Source organism: Ruegeria sp. AI3, assembly GCF_056541245.1.
In genome coordinates this window covers 371241-393688 of the sequence record NZ_JBQFYA010000001.1, presented here as the reverse complement: position 1 = coordinate 393688, position 22448 = coordinate 371241, and the positions used below count along the sequence as shown (strand labels likewise).

General features: G+C 59.1%; 21 protein-coding genes. 7 read left to right on the top strand and 14 right to left on the bottom strand.

Annotated elements, in window-relative coordinates:
* Nucleotides 1–33 precede the first annotated feature (33 nt).
* The 13 genes from ACRZ95_RS01915 to ACRZ95_RS01855 all read right to left on the bottom strand — a co-directional run bounded on the left by ACRZ95_RS01915 (nucleotide 34) and on the right by ACRZ95_RS01855 (nucleotide 12744).
* Complete coding sequence (locus tag ACRZ95_RS01915; protein WP_170676192.1) at nucleotides 34–816, bottom strand: kinetochore Spc7 family protein; 783 nt, start codon at nucleotides 814–816, stop codon at nucleotides 34–36.
* 155 nt (nucleotides 817–971) lie between these two features.
* The gene (locus tag ACRZ95_RS01910) at nucleotides 972–1418 is read right to left on the bottom strand and encodes a paraquat-inducible protein A (protein ID WP_170676191.1); all 447 of its coding nucleotides are present in this window, start codon (nucleotides 1416–1418) and stop codon (nucleotides 972–974) included.
* Nucleotides 1419–1501: 83 nt separating this feature from the next.
* Nucleotides 1502–2698, bottom strand: a complete 1197-nt coding sequence (locus ACRZ95_RS01905; protein ID WP_170676190.1) for an adenylate/guanylate cyclase domain-containing protein — start codon at nucleotides 2696–2698, stop codon at nucleotides 1502–1504.
* Nucleotides 2699–2764: 66 nt separating this feature from the next.
* Nucleotides 2765–3511, bottom strand: a complete 747-nt coding sequence (locus ACRZ95_RS01900) for an ATP-binding cassette domain-containing protein (protein WP_170466619.1) — start codon at nucleotides 3509–3511, stop codon at nucleotides 2765–2767.
* Complete coding sequence (locus ACRZ95_RS01895; RefSeq protein WP_170458563.1) at nucleotides 3508–4290, bottom strand: MlaE family ABC transporter permease; 783 nt, start codon at nucleotides 4288–4290, stop codon at nucleotides 3508–3510. The genes ACRZ95_RS01900 and ACRZ95_RS01895 overlap by 4 nt, the downstream gene beginning before the upstream one ends.
* On the bottom strand, nucleotides 4287–5321 hold the full coding sequence (gene alr / locus ACRZ95_RS01890; RefSeq protein ID WP_170676189.1) for an alanine racemase: 1035 nt from the start codon (nucleotides 5319–5321) through the stop codon (nucleotides 4287–4289). Before alr ends, ACRZ95_RS01895 begins: the two co-directional genes overlap by 4 nt.
* 226 nt (nucleotides 5322–5547) lie before the next feature.
* Complete coding sequence (locus ACRZ95_RS01885; protein WP_170676188.1) at nucleotides 5548–6591, bottom strand: Hint domain-containing protein; 1044 nt, start codon at nucleotides 6589–6591, stop codon at nucleotides 5548–5550.
* Between the two features lie 106 nt (nucleotides 6592–6697).
* The gene (locus ACRZ95_RS01880) at nucleotides 6698–8188 is read right to left on the bottom strand and encodes a replicative DNA helicase (protein WP_170676187.1); all 1491 of its coding nucleotides are present in this window, start codon (nucleotides 8186–8188) and stop codon (nucleotides 6698–6700) included.
* A 259-nt stretch (nucleotides 8189–8447) separates the two neighbouring features.
* Nucleotides 8448–9125 carry an orotate phosphoribosyltransferase gene (locus ACRZ95_RS01875; RefSeq protein WP_170458556.1) on the bottom strand — a complete coding sequence of 226 codons (678 nt, stop codon included), beginning with the start codon at nucleotides 9123–9125 and terminating at the stop codon, nucleotides 8448–8450.
* A 141-nt stretch (nucleotides 9126–9266) separates the two neighbouring features.
* Nucleotides 9267–10448 (bottom strand): ammonium transporter, encoded by a 1182-nt coding sequence (locus ACRZ95_RS01870; RefSeq protein WP_170676186.1) that lies wholly within the window; start codon nucleotides 10446–10448, stop codon nucleotides 9267–9269.
* 198 nt (nucleotides 10449–10646) lie between these two features.
* On the bottom strand, nucleotides 10647–11123 hold the full coding sequence (locus ACRZ95_RS01865) for a CinA family protein (RefSeq protein ID WP_170676185.1): 477 nt from the start codon (nucleotides 11121–11123) through the stop codon (nucleotides 10647–10649).
* Nucleotides 11120–11617, bottom strand: a complete 498-nt coding sequence (locus ACRZ95_RS01860; protein ID WP_170676184.1) for a phosphatidylglycerophosphatase A family protein — start codon at nucleotides 11615–11617, stop codon at nucleotides 11120–11122. The genes ACRZ95_RS01865 and ACRZ95_RS01860 overlap by 4 nt, the downstream gene beginning before the upstream one ends.
* Entirely contained in the window at nucleotides 11614–12744 is a 1131-nt protein-coding gene (locus ACRZ95_RS01855; RefSeq protein WP_170676183.1) for a bifunctional 2-C-methyl-D-erythritol 4-phosphate cytidylyltransferase/2-C-methyl-D-erythritol 2,4-cyclodiphosphate synthase, read from the bottom strand. Before ACRZ95_RS01855 ends, ACRZ95_RS01860 begins: the two co-directional genes overlap by 4 nt.
* 182 nt (nucleotides 12745–12926) lie before the next feature.
* Here ACRZ95_RS01855 and dusB point away from each other — a divergent pair, with 182 nt between their 5' ends.
* From dusB to ACRZ95_RS01820, 7 genes are all read left to right on the top strand, one after another.
* Complete coding sequence (gene dusB, locus ACRZ95_RS01850; protein ID WP_480554428.1) at nucleotides 12927–13910, top strand: tRNA dihydrouridine synthase DusB; 984 nt, start codon at nucleotides 12927–12929, stop codon at nucleotides 13908–13910.
* A complete protein-coding gene (locus ACRZ95_RS01845; protein ID WP_170676181.1) occupies nucleotides 13907–14995 on the top strand; it encodes an ATP-binding protein in 1089 nt (362 codons plus the stop codon). The genes dusB and ACRZ95_RS01845 overlap by 4 nt, the downstream gene beginning before the upstream one ends.
* Nucleotides 14995–16362: a response regulator gene (locus ACRZ95_RS01840; protein WP_170373863.1), complete on the top strand. Its 1368-nt coding sequence runs from the start codon at nucleotides 14995–14997 to the stop codon at nucleotides 16360–16362. Before ACRZ95_RS01845 ends, ACRZ95_RS01840 begins: the two co-directional genes overlap by 1 nt.
* A 99-nt stretch (nucleotides 16363–16461) precedes the next feature.
* Nucleotides 16462–18750 carry a sensor histidine kinase gene (locus tag ACRZ95_RS01835; RefSeq protein WP_170676180.1) on the top strand — a complete coding sequence of 763 codons (2289 nt, stop codon included), beginning with the start codon at nucleotides 16462–16464 and terminating at the stop codon, nucleotides 18748–18750.
* Nucleotides 18747–20156 (top strand): nitrogen assimilation response regulator NtrX, encoded by a 1410-nt coding sequence (gene ntrX / locus ACRZ95_RS01830; RefSeq protein ID WP_170676179.1) that lies wholly within the window; start codon nucleotides 18747–18749, stop codon nucleotides 20154–20156. Before ACRZ95_RS01835 ends, ntrX begins: the two co-directional genes overlap by 4 nt.
* Nucleotides 20157–20174: 18 nt before the next feature.
* Complete coding sequence (locus ACRZ95_RS01825) at nucleotides 20175–20765, top strand: helix-turn-helix domain-containing protein (protein ID WP_170676178.1); 591 nt, start codon at nucleotides 20175–20177, stop codon at nucleotides 20763–20765.
* Nucleotides 20766–20808: 43 nt separating this feature from the next.
* The gene (locus tag ACRZ95_RS01820) at nucleotides 20809–21969 is read left to right on the top strand and encodes an MFS transporter (RefSeq protein ID WP_170676177.1); all 1161 of its coding nucleotides are present in this window, start codon (nucleotides 20809–20811) and stop codon (nucleotides 21967–21969) included.
* Here the strand turns inward: ACRZ95_RS01820 and ACRZ95_RS01815 are convergent.
* The gene (locus tag ACRZ95_RS01815; RefSeq protein WP_170641851.1) at nucleotides 21957–22436 is read right to left on the bottom strand and encodes a hypothetical protein; all 480 of its coding nucleotides are present in this window, start codon (nucleotides 22434–22436) and stop codon (nucleotides 21957–21959) included. The two genes, ACRZ95_RS01820 and ACRZ95_RS01815, sit on opposite strands and share 13 nt — an antisense overlap.
* Nucleotides 22437–22448: the final 12 nt, after the last annotated feature.

Sequence of the window (22448 nt, the reverse complement as noted above, 5' to 3'; positions counted from 1 at the left end):
GCGGGCCATCGGGTGCGGCGGGCGCTGACGCGCCTATTCTGCAGCGCGTGGGGGCGACATGGCGACCACGCTGGACGCGCTTGGGTCGCTGCCGTCGGGGGGTGTCTGCAATTGCGCCGAAAGTTCAGGAAGAAGGTCGAACAGTTCATCCCGCAGGCGCGTCAGTTGGGATTTGGCGATGGATTCCTCGATCTCGATATCTCGCGTCCATTGGCTGAGTTCGTGCAGGATGGTCTGGGCGTCTTCAATCCGTTGTTGGAACAGTTCGACCTCTTCCTGCCGCTGTTTCAGGAATGTGCGGGCGCGTTCGACCCGCTCGTTGCCATAGGTTTCGGCCAGTTCGTGGCTGATCTGGCTCATCTGAGCGGCGGTTTCCAGGATCTCAGGTTCCAACGCCTGAAGGTCGGGGTGGTCGCGCAGAAAGGCCATACGCTCTTTGACCGCATCGAACTCCGAGGCCAGAGCGAAAACGCCGCTGCGGTCTGCGGCATGGGCGATCTGGTAGGCCTCGACGATGTCCTGCATGTTCAGCGAAAACTTCCTGTGCGCGTTCTCGAGCGCCATCATCCGGGCGCTGGAGGGTAGGTAGAAGCCCAGCATGAGAATCAAGCAGGTCAGGCCGATCTGAACAAAAATCCCGGCGTCGATCACGCCGGTCTGGCCGAATCCGGCCTGAAGGGACAGCCAGGGCAAAACCCCCAGCGCCGAGAGTGAAGTTGCAACCACCGCGCCAAGGGCCGCGATGCAGATCATGAAAAAAGTCAGTCTTAAAAAGGCATTCTGAAATTGCAATGTAATGTTGTTGAGGGCGGGCATGGTCGTCCATCTCCTTCTCAAACCGATACAAATCGGGCCGAAGCGGAGGACATATCAAACACGCAAGGTGATCCTCTGCGGACCCGTACACACTAGAATTTTGCTGCTCGAAATATAAAGATGATACTTAGAAATGTGTTTTCAATCAACACGGTCTAAGCTTTTCGTGAAGTGGATGTCATCTCGGTAATATATCCCAGCGCGATCGAGGCCAGAATGCAGCCGGTAAACAGGTAGAGGCCCCAGGCCGTCTCGATGGTCGCGTAAGAGATCCCCTTGGCCAGCGTGATATAGAGCGCGATGAGAAAGATATCGGCCATGGCGAGCTTGCCCACGATGTTCAGTGCGGGTTGGACGCGGGCATCTAGCAGGTCCCATTGGATCAGGGCGGTGCCGATGGTTTTGATGTAGGGCGCGAAGAGGGCGAAGACGGTGACGACCAGCGCGAGGAAGATGTCGGATTTCCACAGGGATTGGAGGCCGGTGATGACGCTGATTTCGGAAAGTCCGAAGATCGGCAGCAGGCCTGCGCGCATCAGAGGGGCGAACCACGCGATGGGGTAGAGGATCAGGAGAGAGAGGGTGGCGAGGCGGAGGGTCATAGTCTCGAACAAGAACGCGGATACACGAAAACGTACAAAGTACTGAGTCCTTACTAGTCATGTACAAACTGATCTGGCTGACACTATGAGAATCCTTTCCACGTTGCAGGGATGGAGTAGTTTCGAATTTGGTAGACTTTTTGGCTTTTTTTGAAACCACGAAGCTCACGCTCCATCGCAACCGTTTCGATGTCGTCGAGAAGATCTTGAAAAGCAGCAGAACATATCATCTTGATACCTTGTTTGGTCGCCTCTTCGAGCATCCGCGCTGTTAAATTCACTGCTGGCCCTATCGCAGTAAAGTCTAATCTCGACTCTGTTCCAATGTTTCCTAGGAACACTTCGCCTACATGGAGGGACGATTTGAACGAAAGATGCTTCTCTGGAAATTGAGCTTCCATTTCTTTTTTTATATCTTCAACAGTTGCTAAGGCACATTGCGCAGCTGCTTTTTGCGCGTCTCTAGAAAATGAAGAGCTGTAAATTACTAAAACTCCATCTCCAATGAATTTTAAAATCTCACCTTGGTACTTTTCGACGTTCTGCCCGACGATTCCAAAAAAGGAATTAAGAGTTCCCAACACGCTCTCATAATTTGATGCATCAGCAATCTGAGTGAAGCCCGAAAGGTCCGCAAACAAGACGACCGCTGTAACCACTTCGCCTTCACCTCGACTTACTTTGCCGCTAAGGATTTTTTTGCATGGTTCGCGTCCGACATAGGACTCGAGAACATATTTTTTGTCAAAATGCTCGGTGTGATATTCCTTCAGCCTTGCAATTGGGTTCCGGAGCGCATTGAGAGCCTCAACTTGCTGGCCATTGAAGCCTCCTGCGTCTTTAGTCGAAAACTCTATGTTTCCCGTGGCGCTTCCGTCAGTGTTCACTAGAGGTAAAATCAAGACGTCGCTATACCCCAAGTCTTTGTAGGCTCTTTGAAACCTTGACGTAACTCGCGTTTTTCCGCTCGAAAAGCGAAAACGAATCTCTTCTGGATTTTCAATCATCTTGGAAAGCGGCGTTTCGAGGAACTCTGGAGATTTCATAAAGGAATGATCAAAAGTTCTTCTTCTGACGCCTTTTTCTCGTGTCCAGCTGTACCGAATACCTCTGATTTGAGGATGTACGAAAATACCGTTAACCACACATGCAGAAAGCGGCACCCCAGCGTCGATAAGACGAGAAGAGCACTCTAACAAAAGTTCTTCAATTGACTTGGGCGGGGGTGCTCCCGCGACTAGCCAGTCTACAATGGAGCCAACTTTTATACTGTCGACCATATGGATGCTCAAAATTGCTTGAGAGCAAACTCTACTCGAATTCAACGAATTGTTCGACTGGTTTTATCACCGCACCGCCTCAATCGGCCCCTCCGCGCTTCCGCTGATGAACTGCTCCAGATACGGATCGCCCGAGGCATCCATCTGACCCACAGGCCCGGTCCACTGGATCACCCCGTCATGCAGCATCGCCACGTTGTCGGCAATTGCGCGGACAGAGGTCATGTCGTGGGTGATGGTCATGGCGGTTGCGCCCATCTCTGTCACGATCTCTCGGATCAGATCGTTGATGACGCCAGACATGATCGGGTCGAGCCCGGTTGTGGGTTCGTCGAAAAAGATAATCTCGGGCTCGGCGGCGATGGCGCGGGCAAGGCCCACTCGTTTCTGCATGCCCCCCGACAGCTCGGACGGAAAGCGGTCGGCGACGTTGGATTTCAGGCCAACACGGCGGAGTTTCTCGATGGCGATCTCGCGCGCCTCATCCGTGGGGCGTTTCAGCGACCCGCGCAGCAGACGGAAGGCCACGTTCTGCCAAACGGGCAGTGAGTCAAAAAGGGCCGCGCCCTGAAACAACATGCCAAAGCGCGCCAGAAATGCGTCTCGGTCGCCTTTGCTGGCGTCCTTGCCGTCGACATAGATCATGCCGCTGTCGGGCTTGATCAATCCAAGGATACATTTCAGCGCGACCGATTTACCCGTGCCGGATCCTCCGATGATCACCATCGAGGTGCCCTTGGGAATCTCAAGGTTCATGCCCTGCAGCACGTGGTTGTCATCGAAGGACTTTTTGACGTTCTCCATCCGGATCATAGCGAGAAGAACACTCCTGTAAGAACGAAGTTGGCGGCGAGGATCAGCACGGCGGCGGCTTCGACCGAACCCTTGGTGGCGCGACCCACGCCCTGTGCGCCTCGGCCCGAGTTCATGCCGTAGTAGCAGCCCATGATGGCGGCGATCAGGCCGAAGGCGGCGCCTTTGACAAGGGATGAGACGATGTCGCGGGCCTCAAGGAAGTTGACCGTGTTTTGCAGATAGGCGGCCGGGTTGAACCCGAGGTTCTGTGTCGCCACCGTATAGCCGCCCATGATGCCGATGATGTCTCCGATACCGACAAGGATCGGCACCGTGATCAGCGCCGCCAGCACGCGTGGGGCGGTCAGGTATTTCATCGGATGGGTCGACAGGGTGACCAGCGCGTCAATCTGCTCGGTCACTTTCATCGTTGCGATTTCGGCGGCGATGGAGGAGGTCACGCGGGCGGCGATCATCAACCCGACCAGAACCGGGCCAAGCTCTCGCACCATGCCGATGGCGACGATCTGAGGGACCACGGCCTCGGCATTGAACCGTGCGCCGCCTGCATAGATCTGTAGGGCCAGCGCGCCGCCGGTGAAGATGGCGGTCAGGCCGACCACGGGCAGCGACAGCCAGCCGATATTCAGCAGCGCCATCGCGATCTCGCGCGGGTAGTAGGGCGGGCGCAGGATGTGCGACAGCGAGTCCAGAGCGAACAGGGTCACGCGCCCAAACGCGGCCAGCAGGGTCAGAACTGTGCGGCCCAGCCCACCCAGCAGAGACAGCGGGTTCATTCCACGTACCCTCGTGAATAACGGCGGCCCATAGAGGTCAGGATTTCATAGCCGATTGTGCCTGCAGCCTCGGCCAGATCGTCAACGGTTTGATGTCCGTTGAGGATGCGTAGTTTCTCCGGCTCAAAGCCCAGATCGGTGACGTCGATGGTGATCAGGTCCATCGAGATGCGACCGACGACCGGGCAGGGTTGGTTTCCTGCGAAGGCGTCAATGCCACCGCCAATGGCACGGTGCAGGCCGTCTGCGTATCCTGCTGTGACGGTTGCGATCTTCGACGGGCGGCGTGCCGTCCAGCTGTTGCCATAGCCTACGGTTTCTCCGACCGCGACGTCACGCACCTGCACGACCGGCAGATCGACGGTGACGACGGGCTTGGCATCGGCAAAGGGCATCCCGCCATATAGGCCGATGCCCGGGCGGCAGAAGTCAAAGTGGAATTCAGGTCCCAGCAAAGTGCCTCCGGTCGCGGCCAGAGACCGTGGGGCCGTCATACCATCAGTCATCCCGCGAAACGCGGTCAGCTGCTGCTGGTTCATCGGGTGGTCCGGCTCGTCCGCGCAGGCCAGATGGGACATCACAACCGCCGGGTTCAACGCCTCGGCCTTGGGGCGCAACTCGGCCCAGTCGGCGGGCTCCAACCCCAGACGGTTCATGCCGGTGTCAAGCTGGATGCCGAACCCATGTTCAGGCAGAGCCTGTTGGTGGCGTTGGAATTGCTCGCCCGAGTTGATCAGGGGTGTCAGGTCGTGATCGCGCAGCAGCTCGGTATCCCCGTCCATATGACCTGAGAATACAGCGATCATCGGACCGGGCCCGACCGCCTCGCGAACGTCTGCGCCTTCTTCGGCGACGGCGACAAAGAACTTGCGGACACCTTCCTCGGCCAGAGACCAGGCGACAGGTTCGGCCCCAAGACCATAGGCGTCGGCCTTAACGACGGCGCCGGTTTCGACATCCGTTTTAGCATCGAGCGCCCGCCAGTTGCTGGCGAGCGCCTGAAGATTGATCGTCAAACGTGCGGTACTCATGGAGTTGTTCATGACACTGGAACGCGGCAGGTCAAGAGGGGATCGTACACAACCTGTCTGGAAAATCCGCAAGATAGGCGGCATACGGCCATCTGACGCAGGAATTTGGGCAGGTTTGAGGGGCTTTTGACTGGCAGTGATGCGCGTAACGGGATTGTGCAGCGATACAAGTCAAAGGTCCTTTGAACGGCGGATCGTTCAGAGTGACCCACGCGGGTGACCCGTCTTATCGCCGCTCGTCAAGCAGGGGCTTGTTGTTGTTAAGGTGCCGGGTCACCAATTTGCGTTGGCGTTTATTGCTTGGAATGTAGCGAGCAGGCTGTGGGGCGGCAAAGAGAGCCAGTTGCGGGAACAGCAGCATCAACTCTTCGCGTGAGGCGTCATCCATGGATTGCAGCGCCTGCGGGCCGGTAAACAGACTTTCGCTGGGCGCGCCTTCGGCAAACAGCACCATGTGGCGGTCGAACACAAGGTGGTGATAGGTCACCTGCGAGACACTGGTGTCGACGAAAACGCCGGGCATTCGGGTCAATTGAATAGCCGAGACCAAAACGGATTCGGTCCCGAACATGCGCTGCGCAATCGGAGATCGGATCAGCATCCGATGCTGGCGCGAGACCATAAGATCACGTTTCGGCAGCGATTGCCCAAGCGCGCCAGCGACGATGCGAACTGGAAACAACCGCGGGGTCTTTATCAACTCGGCCCGGCTAAGGCTGCGCGACAGGGTCAAATGCAGCGCCTCGGGCGGGCCATCTTCAGTCAGAACCTGATCTCCGGCGCGGAGTGCCTCAACGGGAACGTTGCCACGTGGCGTGCCGATCAGAGTGCCTGCCGTGAAACAGGGCGCGCCGGGGCTCGGGTTGGGGTTCTCGACGAAATTCACCCCGTCGGTCGAGGTAAGGGACGAGGTGTCATCTGTTCCGTTGCTGCCGATCTGGGTAGAGGTTTGCCCGCTGGCGGCGCCTTGTGTTGCAGTGACCTCATTGTCGAAGGACACAAAACTGAGCACAGCGCCATTGTCATCCAGCGACACCGCGCCCAGCCGGTTGATGCGGGCAGAGACCACGTAATAGTCGAAACCGCTGACCGTGTTCACCGGCGCAGTGTCGACATCCGTGGAGCTCCGGACGGAGCCATTGGCGTTGTAAACCTGCACCCTCAGGCCCGAGACATCCGTACCGGTCGGAACGCGGATTTCGATGAAATCGCCGTCCGGCGCAAAATTCGGCCCGTTTCTGTATCGTATTTCCGAGATGATTGCGGGCAATGACGTAGGCCTTGCTAAAATCCGGCAGTACGTGCCGTCATTCAGTACACACTAACACAGGACGATTGGCATTCAAAATCGGCTGTTTGAATGTGAAAGGTGACTATTAGTACCCTTCGATCTCGCCGCCCTGTTGCCAGGGTTTGACAAGATTGCCAAAGCGGGTGAACTGCGCCTCGAACGACAACTCGACCGTGCCGATGGGGCCGTGGCGCTGCTTGCCGACGATGACCTCGGCTTTGCCATGCAGGCGCTCCATGGCCTGTTTCCACTCTTCCATCTTTTCCAACTCGTGATCGCCGGGCTTTTCGCGTTCCTTGTAGTATTCCTCGCGGAACACGAACATCACCACATCGGCGTCCTGCTCGATCGAGCCCGATTCCCGCAGGTCGGACAGTTGCGGGCGCTTGTCATCGCGGTTTTCGACCTGACGCGATAGCTGGGACAGGGCGATCACCGGGATGTTCAACTCTTTGGCGATTGCCTTCATGCCCATCGAAATCTCGGCGATCTCGTTGACACGGTTGTCCGACATGCCGCGGCACAGCTGCAGATAGTCGATGACCAGCAGGTCCAGCCCGTGCGTCCGCTTCAACCGCCGCGCACGCGCTGCCAACTGCGAAATCGGCAGGGCAGGCGTGTCGTCAATGAACAGGGGACAGGCCTCCAGTTCTTTGGCGGCATCAACGAAGCGGCGGAACTCGGCCTCGGTCATGTCACCTTGACGGATCTTGTGGCTGGAGATTTCCGAGGCTTCGGCCAGAACACGACCTGCCAGCTGTTCGGCGCTCATCTCGAGCGAGAAGAAACCCACGACACCGCCATCAATCGCGCCTTCGCTGCCATCGGGTTTCAGCCCGCGCTTATAGGCCTTGGCCACGTTGAACGCCACGTTGGTCGCTAGCGAGGTTTTACCCATCGACGGACGACCCGCGAGAATGATCAGGTCCGATGGGTGCAACCCGCCCAATTGTTTATCCAAGTCGGCCAGACCGGTGGAAATCCCCGCCATGCCGCCACCGCGCTGGTACGCCTCATTGGTGACGTTGACGGCTTCTGTGACCGCCTTTAGGAAGGATTGGAAACCCTGTTCGGTCTGGCCCTGCTCGGAGAGCTGATAGAGCTGTTGCTCGGCCTCGACGATTTGCTCTTTGGGCTCACTGGACACATCGACCCGCGCGGCCTTGTCCGAGATGTCGCGACCCAGCCGGATCAGCTCGCGCCGGATCGCCAGATCATAGATCATCTGGGCATAGTCATGCACCGCGAAGGCACTGATCGAGGCCCCGGCGAGTTTGACCAGATAGGCGGGTCCGCCCAATTCCTTCAGGCCCTCGTCATCCGCCATGAAGGATTTCAGCGTCACGGGTGAAGCCAGCGCATTCTTGGCGATGCGCGTGGCTGCGACCTCGTAAATCCGCGAGTGAACTGGGTCGTAGAAATGCTCGGCCCCGATGATCGAAGCGACCCGGTCATAGAGGTCGTTATTGGTTAGGATCGCGCCCAAAAGCTGCTGTTCGGCCTCAATGGAATGCGGCATGGTCTCGGCGTTCTGAATCTGCGCCGCTGCCTGCTCGATACTGCTGATCTCGTTCATATTGTCCCCGCTGCCCGTTCCGAGGTTCTACACGCCAAGCCCCGGTTCAAGCTATCTGCAAATGAATGGGGGTAAGTTGGTATAACCGCCCCCGGCTTCGGGATAACTGCCCATCTGAATGGGGATAACTTCCGCCCAGTTTTGCACGGGACGAAAGCTATCGCAACATTTGGTGTGATGGGCGCGAAATTCGACTAGATAGGCGCGCGTTGGATCGATTCGAAAATCAACTATCCCCAGCTTACCCACAGGCCGAATTTTACGATTTATTCGCGTCCTGCCACCCGCGCGGGTCGTTCAGGAAGGCTTCGACACCGCTAAGGGTCTCTTCGTCAAAGGCCTTTTGCGCCTTGGCCTCGGCCAGAACGTCCCACCAAGTGCACAGCGAATGCAGCTTCACGCCGTGATCGCCCAGGGTCTTCTCGGTCTCTGGAAAGATGCCGTAGTAAAAGATCACCGCTGTATGGCCGCAGGTCGCGCCCGTTTCACGGATCGCATCGACAAAGGACAGCTTGGAGCCGCCATCGGTGGTCAGATCTTCGACCAGCAGCACGCGTTCACCTTCGCTCATCGCGCCTTCGATGCGGGCGTTGCGGCCGTAGCCTTTGGGCTTTTTACGCACATAGGTCATGGGCAGGGCCATACGCTCGGCGACCATGGCGGCAAAGGGGATGCCCGCCGTTTCACCGCCCGCGATATTGTCGAACGCCTCGAACCCGGCTTCGCGCATCACTGTGACGGTCAGGAAGTCCATCAGGGTCGAGCGGATGCGGGGGTATGAGATCAGCTTGCGGCAATCGATATAGGTCGGGCTTGGCAGGCCCGAGGCCAGCGTGAACGGCTCACGCGAGTTGAAGTGAACGGCCTTGATCTCCAGCAGCATCCGCGCGGTCAGGCGGGCAATTTCAGAGCTGTCGGGAAATGAACTGGGGATCATGGCGCAAACCTCGGGGCTGAAAGAGTGTTGCGGGCTGATAGCCTGTCCATCGGCCCGGAGTCGAGAGGGCCGAACAAAGAAAAAGCGGACCCGCGATAGGTCCGCTTTTGCCCTTACGGGCAATGGGCAACCAAGGTGGGCTTAGCTGCTCATGTCATAGGCACGCTCGCCATGTACCGACAGGTCGAGGCCGTTTGTCTCGGTCTCGGCGTCTACGCGAAGCGGAGTGATGGCTGCAACCACCTTAATCAACACAAAGGTGACAACTGCCGTAAAGGCACCCACAATCAAAAGGCCTCCAAGTTGTGCTGTCCATGTGCCCAGACCGAACAGCGCAATCATCAGGGTGCCAAAGATGCCCCCGACACCGTGCACGGCAAAAACGTCCAGCGTGTCGTCGATGTTCAGCTTGTTGCGGATGATAAAGACGGCCTCCTGACAGAGAACACCTGCAACGGCCCCGATGCTCAGCGCTTGCACCGGACCCACAAAGCCCGAGGCCGGAGTGATCGAGGCCAGACCAGCAATGGTGCCTGTGACCAGACCGACCATTGACGCTTTGCCAAAGCGGATCTTCTCCCACAGTGCCCAGGTCAGGGATGCAGTCGCGGCGGACAGATGTGTGACGGTCATGGCCATCGCGGCGCCTCCGTCAGCGGCCAGTTGCGAACCGCCGTTGAAACCGAACCAGCCGACCCACAACATCGCGGCGCCGATCATGACAAAGCCCGGATTGTGCGGAGGCGTCGTGCGGTTGCGGCGTGGGCCGAGGATCACGGCGATGATCAGCGCGGCCAGACCCGCGGTCTCGTGAACAACAATGCCGCCAGCAAAGTCGCGCACGCCGATCTCACCCAGAATGCCGCCATCGGACAGCATCCCACCGCCCCAGATCCAGTGGACCACCGGTGCATAGCACAGCAGCATCCACAGGCTCGAGAAGGTGAGGACAAAGCCAAAGCCGACCCGCTCGACATAGGCGCCGACGATTAGGGCGGGGGTGATGATCGCGAAGGTCATCTGGAAGGCAAAGAATAGGATTTCGGGTAGGGTGCCCGCCAGACTGTCGGTATCGACACCGCTCAGGAACGCTTTGCCCAATCCACCCCAGAACCCACTTTCACCGGGCCCGAAAGCGATGGAATAGCCCGCGACCAGCCAAAGGATGCTCATTAAACAGGCAATCGAGAAGCAGTGCATAAACACGCTGAGGACATTTCGGGCACGCACAAGCCCGCCATAGAACAGGGCAAGGCCCGGCAATGTCATGAACAGGACCAGTGCGGTTGCCACAATGATCCAGGCTGTATCGGCTCCGTTCATGGGCCGGTCTCCTTTTTTGCCGTTTGGGCGTCGGCCGGGCAAACCGCCACGGCCGACACCTCGTGAGTGGTGTGCGGCGGGTTGAAGCTGAGCTGGATCGGGGAAAAAAGAGGCAGAGGTGCAAAAAGACGCCTATTTTGGCAGCTTTTTGTCAACTGACGCATAATTTTGCGTCATGGTGACGTCTTTGATGTAAATTTAAGCGGTTTGCGAAAGACCGAAATAAAGCATTTTCAGTGCATGATCCCGCGCGGCCTGACGAACCCTTTCGCGCCCCAGAGCGCCGAACTCGACAGTTTCGGTGCGCGTGGGTTGCCCTGCGGCAGCGAGGCCAAAGCACACCCGACCTTCGGGTTTGAATTCTGACCCTCCGGGGCCTGCGATGCCAGTGATCGACACGGCTAGTTGCGCGCGCGACTGCCTCAGTGCGCCATCGGCCATTTCTTGTGCGACCTGCTCTGAGACCGCGCCATAGGCGTTCAGTGTCTCGCCGCGCACGCCTAGCATCTGCTGCTTGGCGTCGTTGGTGTAGGTGACGAACCCGCGGTCCACTACGGCCGAGCTGCCGGGGATGTCGGTCAAAGCAGCAGCCACCATGCCGCCCGTGCAGCTTTCTGCAGTCGCGATCATGATGCCTTGGGCTTTGGCTTGGTCCAGCAGCTCGGATACGGTCATAGGCCCAACACTCCATGTGCGATCCCGGCCAGAACCATCACACCGATGGCGGCAAAGATCCCGGCGATCACATCGTCCAGCATCACGCCCATCGCGTCTCCTTTGCGATCGGCCCAGCCGACCGGGCCGGGCTTGGTGATGTCGAATAGCCGGAACAGCAGGAAACCCGCGACCCAACCGGGCCAGAGCGCAGTGATTTCGATCCCGTGTGCCCAGCTTGGGTAGGAAATGGCCCAGAGCGCGATGAATTGGCCCGCGACCTCATCAACGACGATCTCGGAAGGGTCGTGATCCTCTTGCCCGGCGGTCATCACCTTGGTGGCCCACAGCCCTGCGATGAACACAACGAGCGTCGCAAGGATGAGCAGGGGGAAGCCGCCCAAAACGTGCAGGACCCAGACTAGGGGTAAAGCCGCAAGCGATCCCCATGTGCCGGGGGCAGGGCGCAGATATCCGACGCCGCAGACAGTTCCGATCAGACGCGCGATACTCATGCTTTCACCAGACAAGCAGTGGCGAGCGACGCGATGCCCTCGCTACGACCGGTAAAGCCCAGACGCTCAGACGTGGTGGCCTTGACCGAGACCTGATCGGCGCGCAATCCCATGATTTTAGACATTTCTTCTTTCATTTTGGGGGCATGAGGGCCGATCTTGGGGTATTCGCAGACCAGCGTACAATCGACGTTCGAAATGCGGTAGCCCATCGTCTCGGCCAGCTCGACTGCATGGCGCAGGAAGATCTCGCTTGCCGCGCCTTTCCACAGCGGGTCGGAGGGTGGGAAGTGCTGGCCGATATCCCCTTGCGCCAGCGCGCCGTAAATCGCGTCGGTGACCGCATGCATGCCGACATCCGCGTCGGAATGCCCTTGCAGCCCGCGCTCATGCGGAACTTTCACGCCGCAGAGGATCACGTGATTGCCATTGCCAAAACGATGCACGTCATAGCCGTTGCCCAGCCTCACATCCATAGTCGTTCCCATTATGCTTTCCGCCCGTTCGAAATCCTCGGGGCGGGTGATTTTCAAATTGTCCGCATCGCCCGGTACAATGCAAACCTCAAGACCTGCGGCCCGTGCGACCTCAACATCATCCGCAGCGCCACCCGGATGCGCGGCATGTGCTTTGACAATGGCATCGTAGTCAAATCCCTGAGGGGTTTGCGCGGCAAACAGGTTGCTGCGGTCCTGCGTCCCAGAAACCGAGCCATCATGCCCGATCCAAAGCGCATCCGTAACGGGCAAACCGGGGGCGGCAGCCTGGTGGGTATCCAGCGCGCTCAGAACGTCCTGAATGAGATGCGCTGAGACACAGGGCCGTGCGACGTCATGGATCAGCACGCGGCTCACCTGGTGATTTTCCAATGCGTGCAACCCGTTACGAACCGAACTTGCCCGATCCGCGCCACCTGCGGCCAGTATCAGGTCGGTGTCGCGAAACTCCTCCCAAGCCCGGGCGTCGTCTTCCGACAAGACCAAAACGATGTGATCGACAAGGTCGCGAAACCGGTCGATCGTCCAATCCGCCAAGCGTCGACCGGCAAGCGCGCGCCATTGCTTGGGCGTGCCGCCTCCGGCGCGCAATCCGCGCCCTGCGGCAACGATTATGGCGGCTGTGGTCATGGTCGGGTTTCTCCGGAATGCTGCGCTTTGTTTAGGGTGCGGTGAATGCAGAGGCAATCACCCATGGTATTGTGATTAAAAAATGGGCAAGTGATGATTTTGCAGGCTTGATGGCCGTCGTTTTGTTGTTCATATGCTTCGAATTCGATATCAAATCCGCAATTGCCCAAGGATTAAGCACGTTGACGCTGCACCTCGCCGACAAAACCGTATCTCCGCCTGTGTTACTGGCCCCGATGGCTGGAATCACGGATCGCCCGTTCCGCGATCTGGTGATGCGCTTTGGCGCGGGCATGGTGGTCAGTGAAATGGTCGCCAGTCAGGAAATGGTTCAGGCCAAACCTGGCGTGCGCGAGCGGGCCGAGCTGTCGGCAGATGTGGAGAACACAGCGGTTCAGCTGGCCGGGCGTGAGGCGCATTGGATGGCTGAGGCTGCCCGTCAGGTGGCAGATCGTGGCGCGCGCGTGATCGACATCAACATGGGCTGTCCGGCCAAGAAAGTGACCAACGGTTATTCCGGCTCGGCCTTGCTCAAGACACCGGATCACGCCCTGAGTTTGATCGAGGCTGTGGTTGAGGCCGTCGATGTCCCCGTGACGCTAAAAACGCGGCTTGGATGGGATGACGCGTTGCTGAACGCGCCTGACGTGGCGCGCCGGGCCGAGGAGGCGGGGGTCCAGATGGTCACGATCCACGGGCGGACACGCTGTCAGTTTTACAAAGGCCATGCCGATTGGCAGGCAATCCGAGCAGTGAAAGAGGCGGTCTCAATCCCTGTCATCGCCAATGGGGACGTCGTGGATACGGATGCGGCCCGCACAGCGCTGAAGCAATCGGGCGCGGATGGCGTCATGGTTGGCCGAGGGGCGCAGGGCAAGCCATGGCTGCTGGCGCAAATCTGCCATGAGGTCTATGGCACCGATGCGCCGGAGATCCCCGAAAACGCGGATCTGATCGACATGGTGCGCGCGCACTATCAGGCGATGTTGAGTTTTTACGGTACCGACCTTGGCCTCCGCGTCGCTCGCAAACATCTTGGCTGGTACATGGATGACGCCGGAACGCCTGCGCCTCTGCGTCGCGCAGTCCTGACCTCGCGCGATACGGATGAGGTGCTGCGCCTGTTGGGCGATGCGCTTGAGAGTCAGCAGGGAGTGGCCGCATGACCTCGGATCAGAGCATCTGGAACTCGCTACCCGTTCCAGCCTTCATCATCGACCAAGACGACAGGATTTCGGATGTGAACTCCTCGGGCGAAGGGTTTCTGAACGCCTCGCGCAAGTCGGTGATCGGCCACCCCGTCTGGGATCAGATCGCCGTTGATGCGCCGCTAGAGGAAGCCTTTGACCGCGCGCGCGCTCAGGGAACGCCTTTGTTCGTCAACGATGTGGACGCGGGGTCGGGCAACCGCGCACCGCTGCAATGTGCCTTACAGATTGCGCCGCTGGTTGGGCATCCCGGATCGATGATCATGATAATATCCCCGCGCGAATTGGCGGGGCGTATGACGCGGGGCAATACGGTCAAATCCGCCGCGCAATCCGCCATCGGAATGGCCGAAATGCTGGCGCATGAGATCAAGAACCCACTGGCGGGGATCACGGGTGCCGCGCAATTGCTAAGCATGAATATCGCGCCGCAAGACCTAGAACTCACGGATCTAATCGTTGCCGAAAGCCGCCGGATCGTAAAGCTGTTGGAGCAGGTCGAGCAGTTCGGAAACCTGCAGCAACCGGATTTCAAGCCGGTGAATATCCACGATGTTCTCGACCGCGCCCGCCGTTCGGCCTTGTTAGGCTTCGGCGCGGATATGGCCATTGTCGAAGACTATGACCCCTCGCTGCCGCTGGCCTTTGGGGACCCGGACCAACTTCTGCAAGTTGTTCTGAACCTGTTGAAAAACGCCTCCGAGGCGGCGGGTCCGCAGGGAGGTACAATCCGCCTGCGCACCTATTTCGAACATTCCTTCCGCCTGCGCCGCAGCGATGGATCGGGGCACTCGCTGCCGCTGCAGATCGAGATCATCGACGATGGTCCGGGCCTGCCGGAGAAAATCCGCAGTGACATCTTTGACCCCTTTGTCTCGGGCAAGGAAAACGGGACAGGGCTGGGGCTGGCCTTGGTCAGCAAGATCATCTCGGACCATGACGGCTGGATTTCCGTTGATTCCGTGCCGGGGCGGACCGTTTTCAAACTGTCGCTGCGCCGTGCGCCGGCTGAAAATAAAAAACTTAAAGAGGAGAGTATCTGATGGATGGCACCGTTCTGGTCGCGGATGACGACCGCACGATCCGCACCGTTCTGACACAGGCTCTGACGCGCGCCGGATGTAAGGTGCATGCCACATCCTCGCTGACCACGCTGATGCGCTGGGTTGGCGAAGGCAAAGGGGACGTGGTGATCTCGGACGTGGTCATGCCGGACGGCAACGGTTTGGAAATGCTGCCAAAGATCGCCGAGGACCGGCCGGGATTGCCGGTGATCGTGATCTCGGCTCAGAACACGATCATGACCGCGATCCAGGCGGCCGAGGCGGATGCTTACGATTACCTGCCCAAGCCGTTTGACCTGCCGGATCTGATGAAGCGGACGGCGCGAGCTTTGGAGCAGAAGCAACGCCTGCAGAGCGATCCCGAACCTCAAGAGAATGAGCGCCCGGATGAGTTGCCTCTGGTCGGGCGCACGCCGGTGATGCAGTCGCTATATCGTCTGGTGGCGCGGGTGATGAACACCGATCTCTCGGTTATGATTTCTGGTGAAAGTGGGACCGGTAAGTCACTGATTGCGCGGGCTATCCATGACTTCTCGGATCGTCGGACGCTTCCGTTTGTGACGGCAACTGCGGCTGATTTGCGCGACCTCGAAGGCCCCGCACGCGTTATGGCGCGGGTGCGTGGCGGGACGCTGCTGATTGATGAGATCGCCGATATCGATGACGAGATTCAGGCGCGGATCGTGAGGATGATGGATACGCCAGGCGACCACGTGCCCCGCTTCATGGCGACCAGCCAATCGGATCTGACTGCCGGGATGGAGGGCGGGCGTATCCGTCAGGACCTCTACTACCGCCTTTGCGGCGCAACGATTCACGTTCCAGCCCTGCGCGAGCGAGTGGATGATATTACCCTGTTGGCCGAGCATTTTCTGGCCCGTGAGGAAAAGGACCTTGGGTCCAAACGCTGGCTCAGCGCTGATGCGGTTGAGTTGGTCCGGCGCTATTCCTGGCCCGGCAACGTGCGGCAGTTGGAGAACGCGATCCGCAGGCTCAGTCTGACCAGCCGGTCCGATGAGATTTCGAAAGCCGAGGTTGAGATGGTTCTGGGCAGCCAGCCCGAAGCCGAGCCCGTTCTGGGCGGAGGAGAGCGTGAGAAGCTGGCAACGTCGGTTGAGCGCCATCTGCGCCGTTATTTTGATTTGCATGGAAATATGTTGCCGCCTCCGGGCCTGTATCAGCGCATTTTGCGCGAGGTTGAGGCGCCGTTGATCGAAATTGCACTGGAAGCCACCGGCGGAAACCAGGCAAAATGCGCGGATTTACTTGGGATTAACCGAAATACGCTGCGGAAAAAGATCACGGACCTCGATATTCAGGTGACACGCCGTCGCAAACTGATGTAATATCGCCACACAAAGCGTGGCATTCGGGTATCGCCCGGGAATAGACCACGAGATATGGCGGTTCGCTGCGAAAGCAGCACATCAGGATGAGGGCAGACGGTGGCAACCCGGGCACAGAGCGGGATTCTCCCATCGGTTAACCGGTGGCGCAGATCCCGGAAACTGCGCAATTACAGCACCTTCGGGCTGGTTCTTCTAGGGCCAGTGTTGGCGCTTGCGACGTATCTTGTCATTGGTCCGTTCGATCTGGGCGCAACTGCCCCGACGTTGCGCCTGATTCTGCTCGCCGACCTTGTTTACGTGCTGGTCGTTGCGGCCCTTGTGCTGGGGCAATTGGGTAGTCTGATCGCAGCGCGGCGGGCCAAATCGGCTGGCTCGCGCCTGCATTTGCGTTTGATCGGCGCGTTTACACTGCTGGCGTTGGTGCCGACGGTGACGGTCGCGATCTTCGCTGGTCTGACGGTGAATATCGGCCTTGAAGGCTGGTTCTCGGACCGGGTTCGGCAGGTTGTGGGATCGTCCCTCACCGCAGCTGAGGCGTATGAGCTTGAGCACCGGCAGGGCTTGACACAAGACGCCGCCGTTCTGGCGCTTTTCCTCGATAATGCGCGCGCGCGCGATTTTTACATCTCGGACGCCGAGCTGCGTGAGGTTCTGGCGCAGGGGCAGGCTCAGATCCAGCGTGGCCTGCGTGAGGCCTATGTAATAGACGGCGACGGTGAGATCCGGTCGCGCGGTGATCGCTCTTACCTGTTCAACTACGAAGCGCCGACCCCCGAGCAGATGGCCGCAGCCACAGAAAGTGGCCTTCTGATCATCGCGGACTGGCAGAACAACGAATTTCGCGCGCTGGTGCCCTTGCAGGCGTATCTGGACCGATACCTCTATGTCAGTCGTGAGGTCGACGGCCAATTGCTGACGCTGCTGGATGACACCAAGGAAACAGCTCAGTTCTATCAACAGCTTGAAAGCGAACGCGGGCGGGTGCTGTTCGAGTTCGGTCTTCTTTATCTGGGCTTTGCGCTGATCTTGATCCTTGCCGCGATGTCGCTGGGGATGTGGTTCGCGGAACGCCTCTCGCGGCCCGTGGGGCGCCTGACCACAGCGGCGCAGAGGGTCGGGGCGGGCGACCTGAGCGTGCAGGTGATCGAAGAGGCCAGCGATGACGAAATTGCTATGCTGGGTCGCTACTTCAACCAGATGACACGGCAGCTGAAGGGCCAGCGGGACACGCTGCTCGAAAACACTCGCCAAATCGAAAGCCGCCGACGCCTGTTCGACTCGGTGCTGAGTTCGGTGACCTCGGGCGTTGTGGGCGTGGACCCGGAAGGGTGCGTGACCTTCGTCAACCGCTCAGCCGAGCGGCTGCTGGATTGGTCCCGGGGCGAGGAGCATCTGGCCATCGGCATCGCGGTGCCTGAATTCCTGCCTCTGTTCGAAAGCCTGAAAGACAGCGGACAAGAGGCCGTGCAAGGTGAGATCAAGGTCACCCGCAAAGGCCAGCTGGAGAACCTGCTGGTACGGATGGCCACGCGGCGGGGCGAGGATGGCGGGCTTGAGGGCTATGTTGTCGCCTTTGATGACGTCACCGATCTGGTCAGCGCGCAGCGTATGGCCGCGTGGGGCGATGTGGCCCGGCGGATTGCACACGAGATCAAGAACCCTCTGACCCCGATTCAGTTGAGCGCTGAGCGGATCAAGCGGAAATTCTCGCGCAAGCTGGATGAAGAGGATTGCGATATCCTTGTCTCCATGACCGACGTGATCGTGCGTCAGACCAATGACTTGCGCCGGATCGTGGATGAGTTCTCGAAGTTCGCGCGCATGCCCGAGCCTGAACGGAGCGAAGAAGATGTTGTTGCGCTGGTGCGCGAGGCGGTGCTGCTGCAACAGGCTGGTCAACCCGAAGTGCAGATTGATGCGGATCTTCCAGACCAACCGATCCCGGTGGATGTGGACGCGACAATGCTAAATCAGGCCTTCACCAACCTGATCAAGAATGCCGGGGAAGCCATTGAAACCCTGAAAGAAAAGGGCGCTCCTGAAAACCTGAAGCCGCAGATCAAGGTGGCTGTCTCCAGCGACGATGCTGGGACTATCATCACCATCGCGGATAACGGGATCGGGCTGCCGGAAGACCGTGCGCGGTTGTTTGAGCCCTATGTAACCACACGCGACGAAGGGACCGGGCTAGGCCTGCCTATCGTCAAGAAAATCATCGAAGAACACGGCGGAGCGCTGACGCTAGAAGACGCGCCCACCTTTGACGGACAGGACCATTTCGGCGCGATGGCTGTGATCCGTTTACCGGGGGCGAACCTCCCACCCAATTCAGCGCCACAGAAGCAGGCGATTAAAACCAACATAATGAAAGCAGGCCAAAGATGAGCGACATTCTGATCGTAGATGACGAACGCGATATTCGCGAACTGGTGTCCGACATTCTGGAGGACGAAGGCTATTCAACCCGACTGGCGGCGAACTCGGATGAGTGCATGTCGTCTATTAATTCCGAGCCGCCGGGGCTCTTGATCCTGGATATCTGGCTGAAAGACAGCCGCATGGACGGGATTGATATTCTGAAGGCGGTAAAGCGCGACAACCCGGATGTGCCGGTGGTGATTATTTCGGGTCACGGAAATATCGAAATCGCCGTCGCCGCCATCAAACAGGGCGCGTATGACTTTATCGAAAAGCCCTTCAACATCGACCAGTTGATGGTCGTGATCCGCCGCGCGATGGAGACCTCGCGCTTGCGTCGCGAAAATGCCTCGCTGAAACGCAAAGAAGTCAGCTGTTCGGATATGATCGGCAAATCGGCCTCGTTCCGGGCGATGCAGGGCCAGCTGGACAAGGTCACCAAGTCGAATGGCCGCGTGATGCTGAGCGGTCCGGCCGGGTCGGGGAAGGAAATCGCGGCGCGCTATGTCCACGCGCATTCCAACCGAGCCAACGCGCCCTTCGTGACGGTCAACTGCGCCGGGATCGAACCAGAGCGGGTCGAAGAGGTTCTGTTCGGGCGCGAAAGCAGCGAGCGCGGCGTAGAGCCGGGCCTGCTGGAAGAAGCGCATGGCGGCGTGATCTATTTCGACGAAGTGGCCGATATGCCGTTGGGTACCCAGTCCAAGATCTTGCGGGTTTTGGTCGATCAGCAATTCCAACGCGTTGGCGGCTCGGACAAGGTGCGGGTCGATCTGCGCGTTATTTCCTCGACCAATAAAAACCTCGATGATGAGATCGTGGCCGAGCGGTTCCGCGAAGAGTTGTATCACCGCCTGAACGTTGTCCCGATTGATGTACCATCGCTTGAGGACCGTCGCGAGGATATTCCGGTTCTGGCACAGCATTTCATCGAAATGTGCAATGAAACTCAGGGCTTGCCGGTTCGGGAGCTGTCCGAGGAAGCGGTTGCTCTGCTGCAGACCATGACATGGCCCGGCAACGTCCGTCAGTTGAAGAACCTGATCGAGCGTGTCCTGATCCTCGGCGATGGCACGGGTCCGATTGAGGCGCGCGAGCTGCCGAGCGATGAGGACAAGGCTGAGGATTCGGGTCGTGTGGTCCTGTCCGGGGCACTGGCCACTCTGCCACTGCGCGAGGCGCGTGAAGCGTTTGAACGGGAATACCTGCTGACCCAGATCAACCGGTTCGGTGGCAATATCAGCCGCACGGCCAGCTTTGTCGGGATGGAGCGCAGCGCGCTGCACCGCAAGCTGAAATCGCTGGGCGTTGTGACCTCGAACAAATCGGGCGCGCGCGTTGCCCAAATTGATGAGCCGGAACCGGCGGAGTAATCTGCCGGGAGGATCACGATGGGTATTGGCGCACCAACCTCGGGCAAGCAGTTAGAGAGTCGGGGCTATCCGGGCTTCGGCAAACGCCTGAAACGGTTGCGCCGATCCGTCGGGTACAAACAGGCCTATCTGGCCGAGCTGCTTGAGGTGGATCAGGCCACTATCTCGCGTTGGGAGAGAGGCGGGCAGACGCCGCCTCCGGACACGCAACAAGCGGTCTTTGCCGCGCTTGGTCCAAAGCGATCGGATGACAGTGCGTTGCGGCGCTTGGTGCTGAATTCCTCCGATTGCCTTCATCTAGTCGAAGAGGCGAGCCACAAGTGCCTTGCCTATTCTGCCAGTCGGTCAAGGGACTGGAAAACCAGCCAGAACGCGCTTTTGGGCGTGTCGCTCTGGCAGTTTGCGACCGAAGAAATCCAGAAGGCCGAGGCCGAGTTGGAGGCCGAAGGATGGTGGGATACGCACACGCCCGCGCCCAAGGCCTTCCAGACCTCCGAAGCGATCCACGATCGTATTCGGATCAGTGCCGGAGAAATCTTCTGGGAACGTCTCTACCTGTCTGACGGCACGCCGGTTCGTCTGGTCAGCGGGACAAAAGCGGGCGCATAATTTATGCGTTCCGTGGGCTGAGCAGGCGCTGTAGAAGCGCTCCATGATACAAGCATCTCAGGTTCTTCTTCTCTGGTTGGCCGGTCTGGGCGCGGCCACGCAATTTGCCAAGATTGCCGTGCCGTTTCCTGAGCTTGTGTTGCTTTATGCCAGCCATGCCGAGAGCATGGGGTGGCTGTTGTCAATCATCAGCCTGTTGGGCGCGGTTCTGGGTGCTGTGTCCGGTGCCGTCGTCGGGCGCGTTGGGGCGTTGAAACTGCTTATAGGCGGGTTGTGTCTGGGCGGCGCGCTGTCGATCTTTCAGGCGAGCCTTCCCGGGTTTTACACCATGCTGGCCACCCGGTTTGTTGAGGGGGTCTCACATCTCGCCATCGTTGTCGCAGCACCCACGTTGATCGCTCAGATCACCAGCGGCAAGGCGCGCAATATCTCGATGGTGTTTTGGAGCACATTCTTCGGTGTGGCCTTTGCGCTGAACGCCTGGATCGGCCTGCCGGTCGTTGAGCATTTCGGGCTGCCCTTTTTCTTCGCTCTGCACGGTGGTCTGATGATCACCATCGCGGGTCTGATCCTGCTTTGTGGACTAAACGTTCAACCATCTCAGGGTGCTGCCCCTTGGCGTTGGGTCGAACTCTTTGACGTGCATCTGCGCACCTACCAGTCGCCCTTTGTGTCGGCCCCGGCCATAGGCTGGTTCTTCTACACTTTAACCTTCGTCTCTTTGCTGGCCATCCTGCCGGGTCGGCTGCCCGAGGAGCATGCCGCGACGGTTGCGGGCCTCATGCCTTTGGCGGGCATTGTTCTGAGCTGGCTCGCGGTCCCGATCCTCTTATCCCGCATGTCCTGCGTCGCGGTCGTCAATCTGGGATTTGCGCTCGGAATGTTGGCTATCGTCGGCGTTTTTCTCGGCGTGCCGCTCGAACTTGTTTGTATATGTTTGTTTGCGGTGCTGGGCCTGGTGCAAGGGGGTAGCTTTGCCGCCGTGCCGATCCTGAACCAAACGCCCGAGACGCAGGCCCTCAGCTACGGCGCTATGGCGCAGATGGGCAATGCGGGGAACCTGTTGGGAACGCCTGTTCTGTTGGCTGTCCTTGGGCGGACGGGCGAGGCCGGTATGTTGATCACAGTGATCGGAATCTACGCGGTTGCGATCCTTGCGCATGTCGCATTGGCGCGAAAACGAGCGCTCCGTCAGCCGGCCTGACCGGGCGTGATGATCTGAAACGACCCGTCATCGAATTTGACGAAGCAAGATTCCGTATTCAGCGGAGGCAGGGTCGTTGTGCGGGTTGCCGGAACGCGGGATTTCACCCCGGATTTGCAGGGCGGCAGGCTGACAGGGCGAAACCCTTTCTGCGCCATGCACTGTGCCTCAACCGTGTTGCGAAGGGGTTGGTTGACGTCGACCGTGTATATGCGCCCAGGCTCCCACCAACCGCCCGACCGATAGCACCGTCCGCTTCCGTCGCAATAGGTGCGGCCCGGCCAATAGGTCGGCGGACCCTGACGGACCTGGTTGGCAACCGGTGCCTGTTCAAGCGCCTGAACCTTACACTGAGTGGTTTGTTCCTGCATCTTCGACACGCTTTCCCCCTCGCGATAGTATATGGAAAGCGGGCCGCAGGCGGTCAGCAGCATCACTGGAACAAGCAGGGGAACGAGTGTTTTCATATGCTTATTCTG

What these genes read in the sequence shown, in the direction of transcription:
- ACRZ95_RS01840 (WP_170373863.1), top strand. Translation starts at nt 14,995, where the DNA reads ATGGATGGCACCGTTCTGGTCGCGGATGACGACCGCACGATCCGCACC.
- ACRZ95_RS01865 (WP_170676185.1), bottom strand. Translation starts at nt 11,123, where the DNA reads ATGACCGTATCCGAGCTGCTGGACCAAGCCAAAGCCCAAGGCATCATG.
- ACRZ95_RS01880 (WP_170676187.1), bottom strand. Translation starts at nt 8,188, where the DNA reads ATGAACGAGATCAGCAGTATCGAGCAGGCAGCGGCGCAGATTCAGAAC.
- ACRZ95_RS01900 (WP_170466619.1), bottom strand. Translation starts at nt 3,511, where the DNA reads ATGATCCGGATGGAGAACGTCAAAAAGTCCTTCGATGACAACCACGTG.
- ACRZ95_RS01905 (WP_170676190.1), bottom strand. Translation starts at nt 2,698, where the DNA reads ATGGTCGACAGTATAAAAGTTGGCTCCATTGTAGACTGGCTAGTCGCG.
- ACRZ95_RS01820 (WP_170676177.1), top strand. Translation starts at nt 20,809, where the DNA reads ATGATACAAGCATCTCAGGTTCTTCTTCTCTGGTTGGCCGGTCTGGGC.
- ACRZ95_RS01895 (WP_170458563.1), bottom strand. Translation starts at nt 4,290, where the DNA reads ATGAACCCGCTGTCTCTGCTGGGTGGGCTGGGCCGCACAGTTCTGACC.
- ACRZ95_RS01825 (WP_170676178.1), top strand. Translation starts at nt 20,175, where the DNA reads ATGGGTATTGGCGCACCAACCTCGGGCAAGCAGTTAGAGAGTCGGGGC.
- ACRZ95_RS01815 (WP_170641851.1), bottom strand. Translation starts at nt 22,436, where the DNA reads ATGAAAACACTCGTTCCCCTGCTTGTTCCAGTGATGCTGCTGACCGCC.
- ACRZ95_RS01910 (WP_170676191.1), bottom strand. Translation starts at nt 1,418, where the DNA reads ATGACCCTCCGCCTCGCCACCCTCTCTCTCCTGATCCTCTACCCCATC.
- ACRZ95_RS01875 (WP_170458556.1), bottom strand. Translation starts at nt 9,125, where the DNA reads ATGATCCCCAGTTCATTTCCCGACAGCTCTGAAATTGCCCGCCTGACC.
- ACRZ95_RS01855 (WP_170676183.1), bottom strand. Translation starts at nt 12,744, where the DNA reads ATGACCACAGCCGCCATAATCGTTGCCGCAGGGCGCGGATTGCGCGCC.
- ACRZ95_RS01915 (WP_170676192.1), bottom strand. Translation starts at nt 816, where the DNA reads ATGCCCGCCCTCAACAACATTACATTGCAATTTCAGAATGCCTTTTTA.
- ntrX (WP_170676179.1), top strand. Translation starts at nt 18,747, where the DNA reads ATGAGCGACATTCTGATCGTAGATGACGAACGCGATATTCGCGAACTG.
- ACRZ95_RS01845 (WP_170676181.1), top strand. Translation starts at nt 13,907, where the DNA reads ATGACCTCGGATCAGAGCATCTGGAACTCGCTACCCGTTCCAGCCTTC.
- ACRZ95_RS01860 (WP_170676184.1), bottom strand. Translation starts at nt 11,617, where the DNA reads ATGAGTATCGCGCGTCTGATCGGAACTGTCTGCGGCGTCGGATATCTG.
- alr (WP_170676189.1), bottom strand. Translation starts at nt 5,321, where the DNA reads ATGAGTACCGCACGTTTGACGATCAATCTTCAGGCGCTCGCCAGCAAC.
- ACRZ95_RS01870 (WP_170676186.1), bottom strand. Translation starts at nt 10,448, where the DNA reads ATGAACGGAGCCGATACAGCCTGGATCATTGTGGCAACCGCACTGGTC.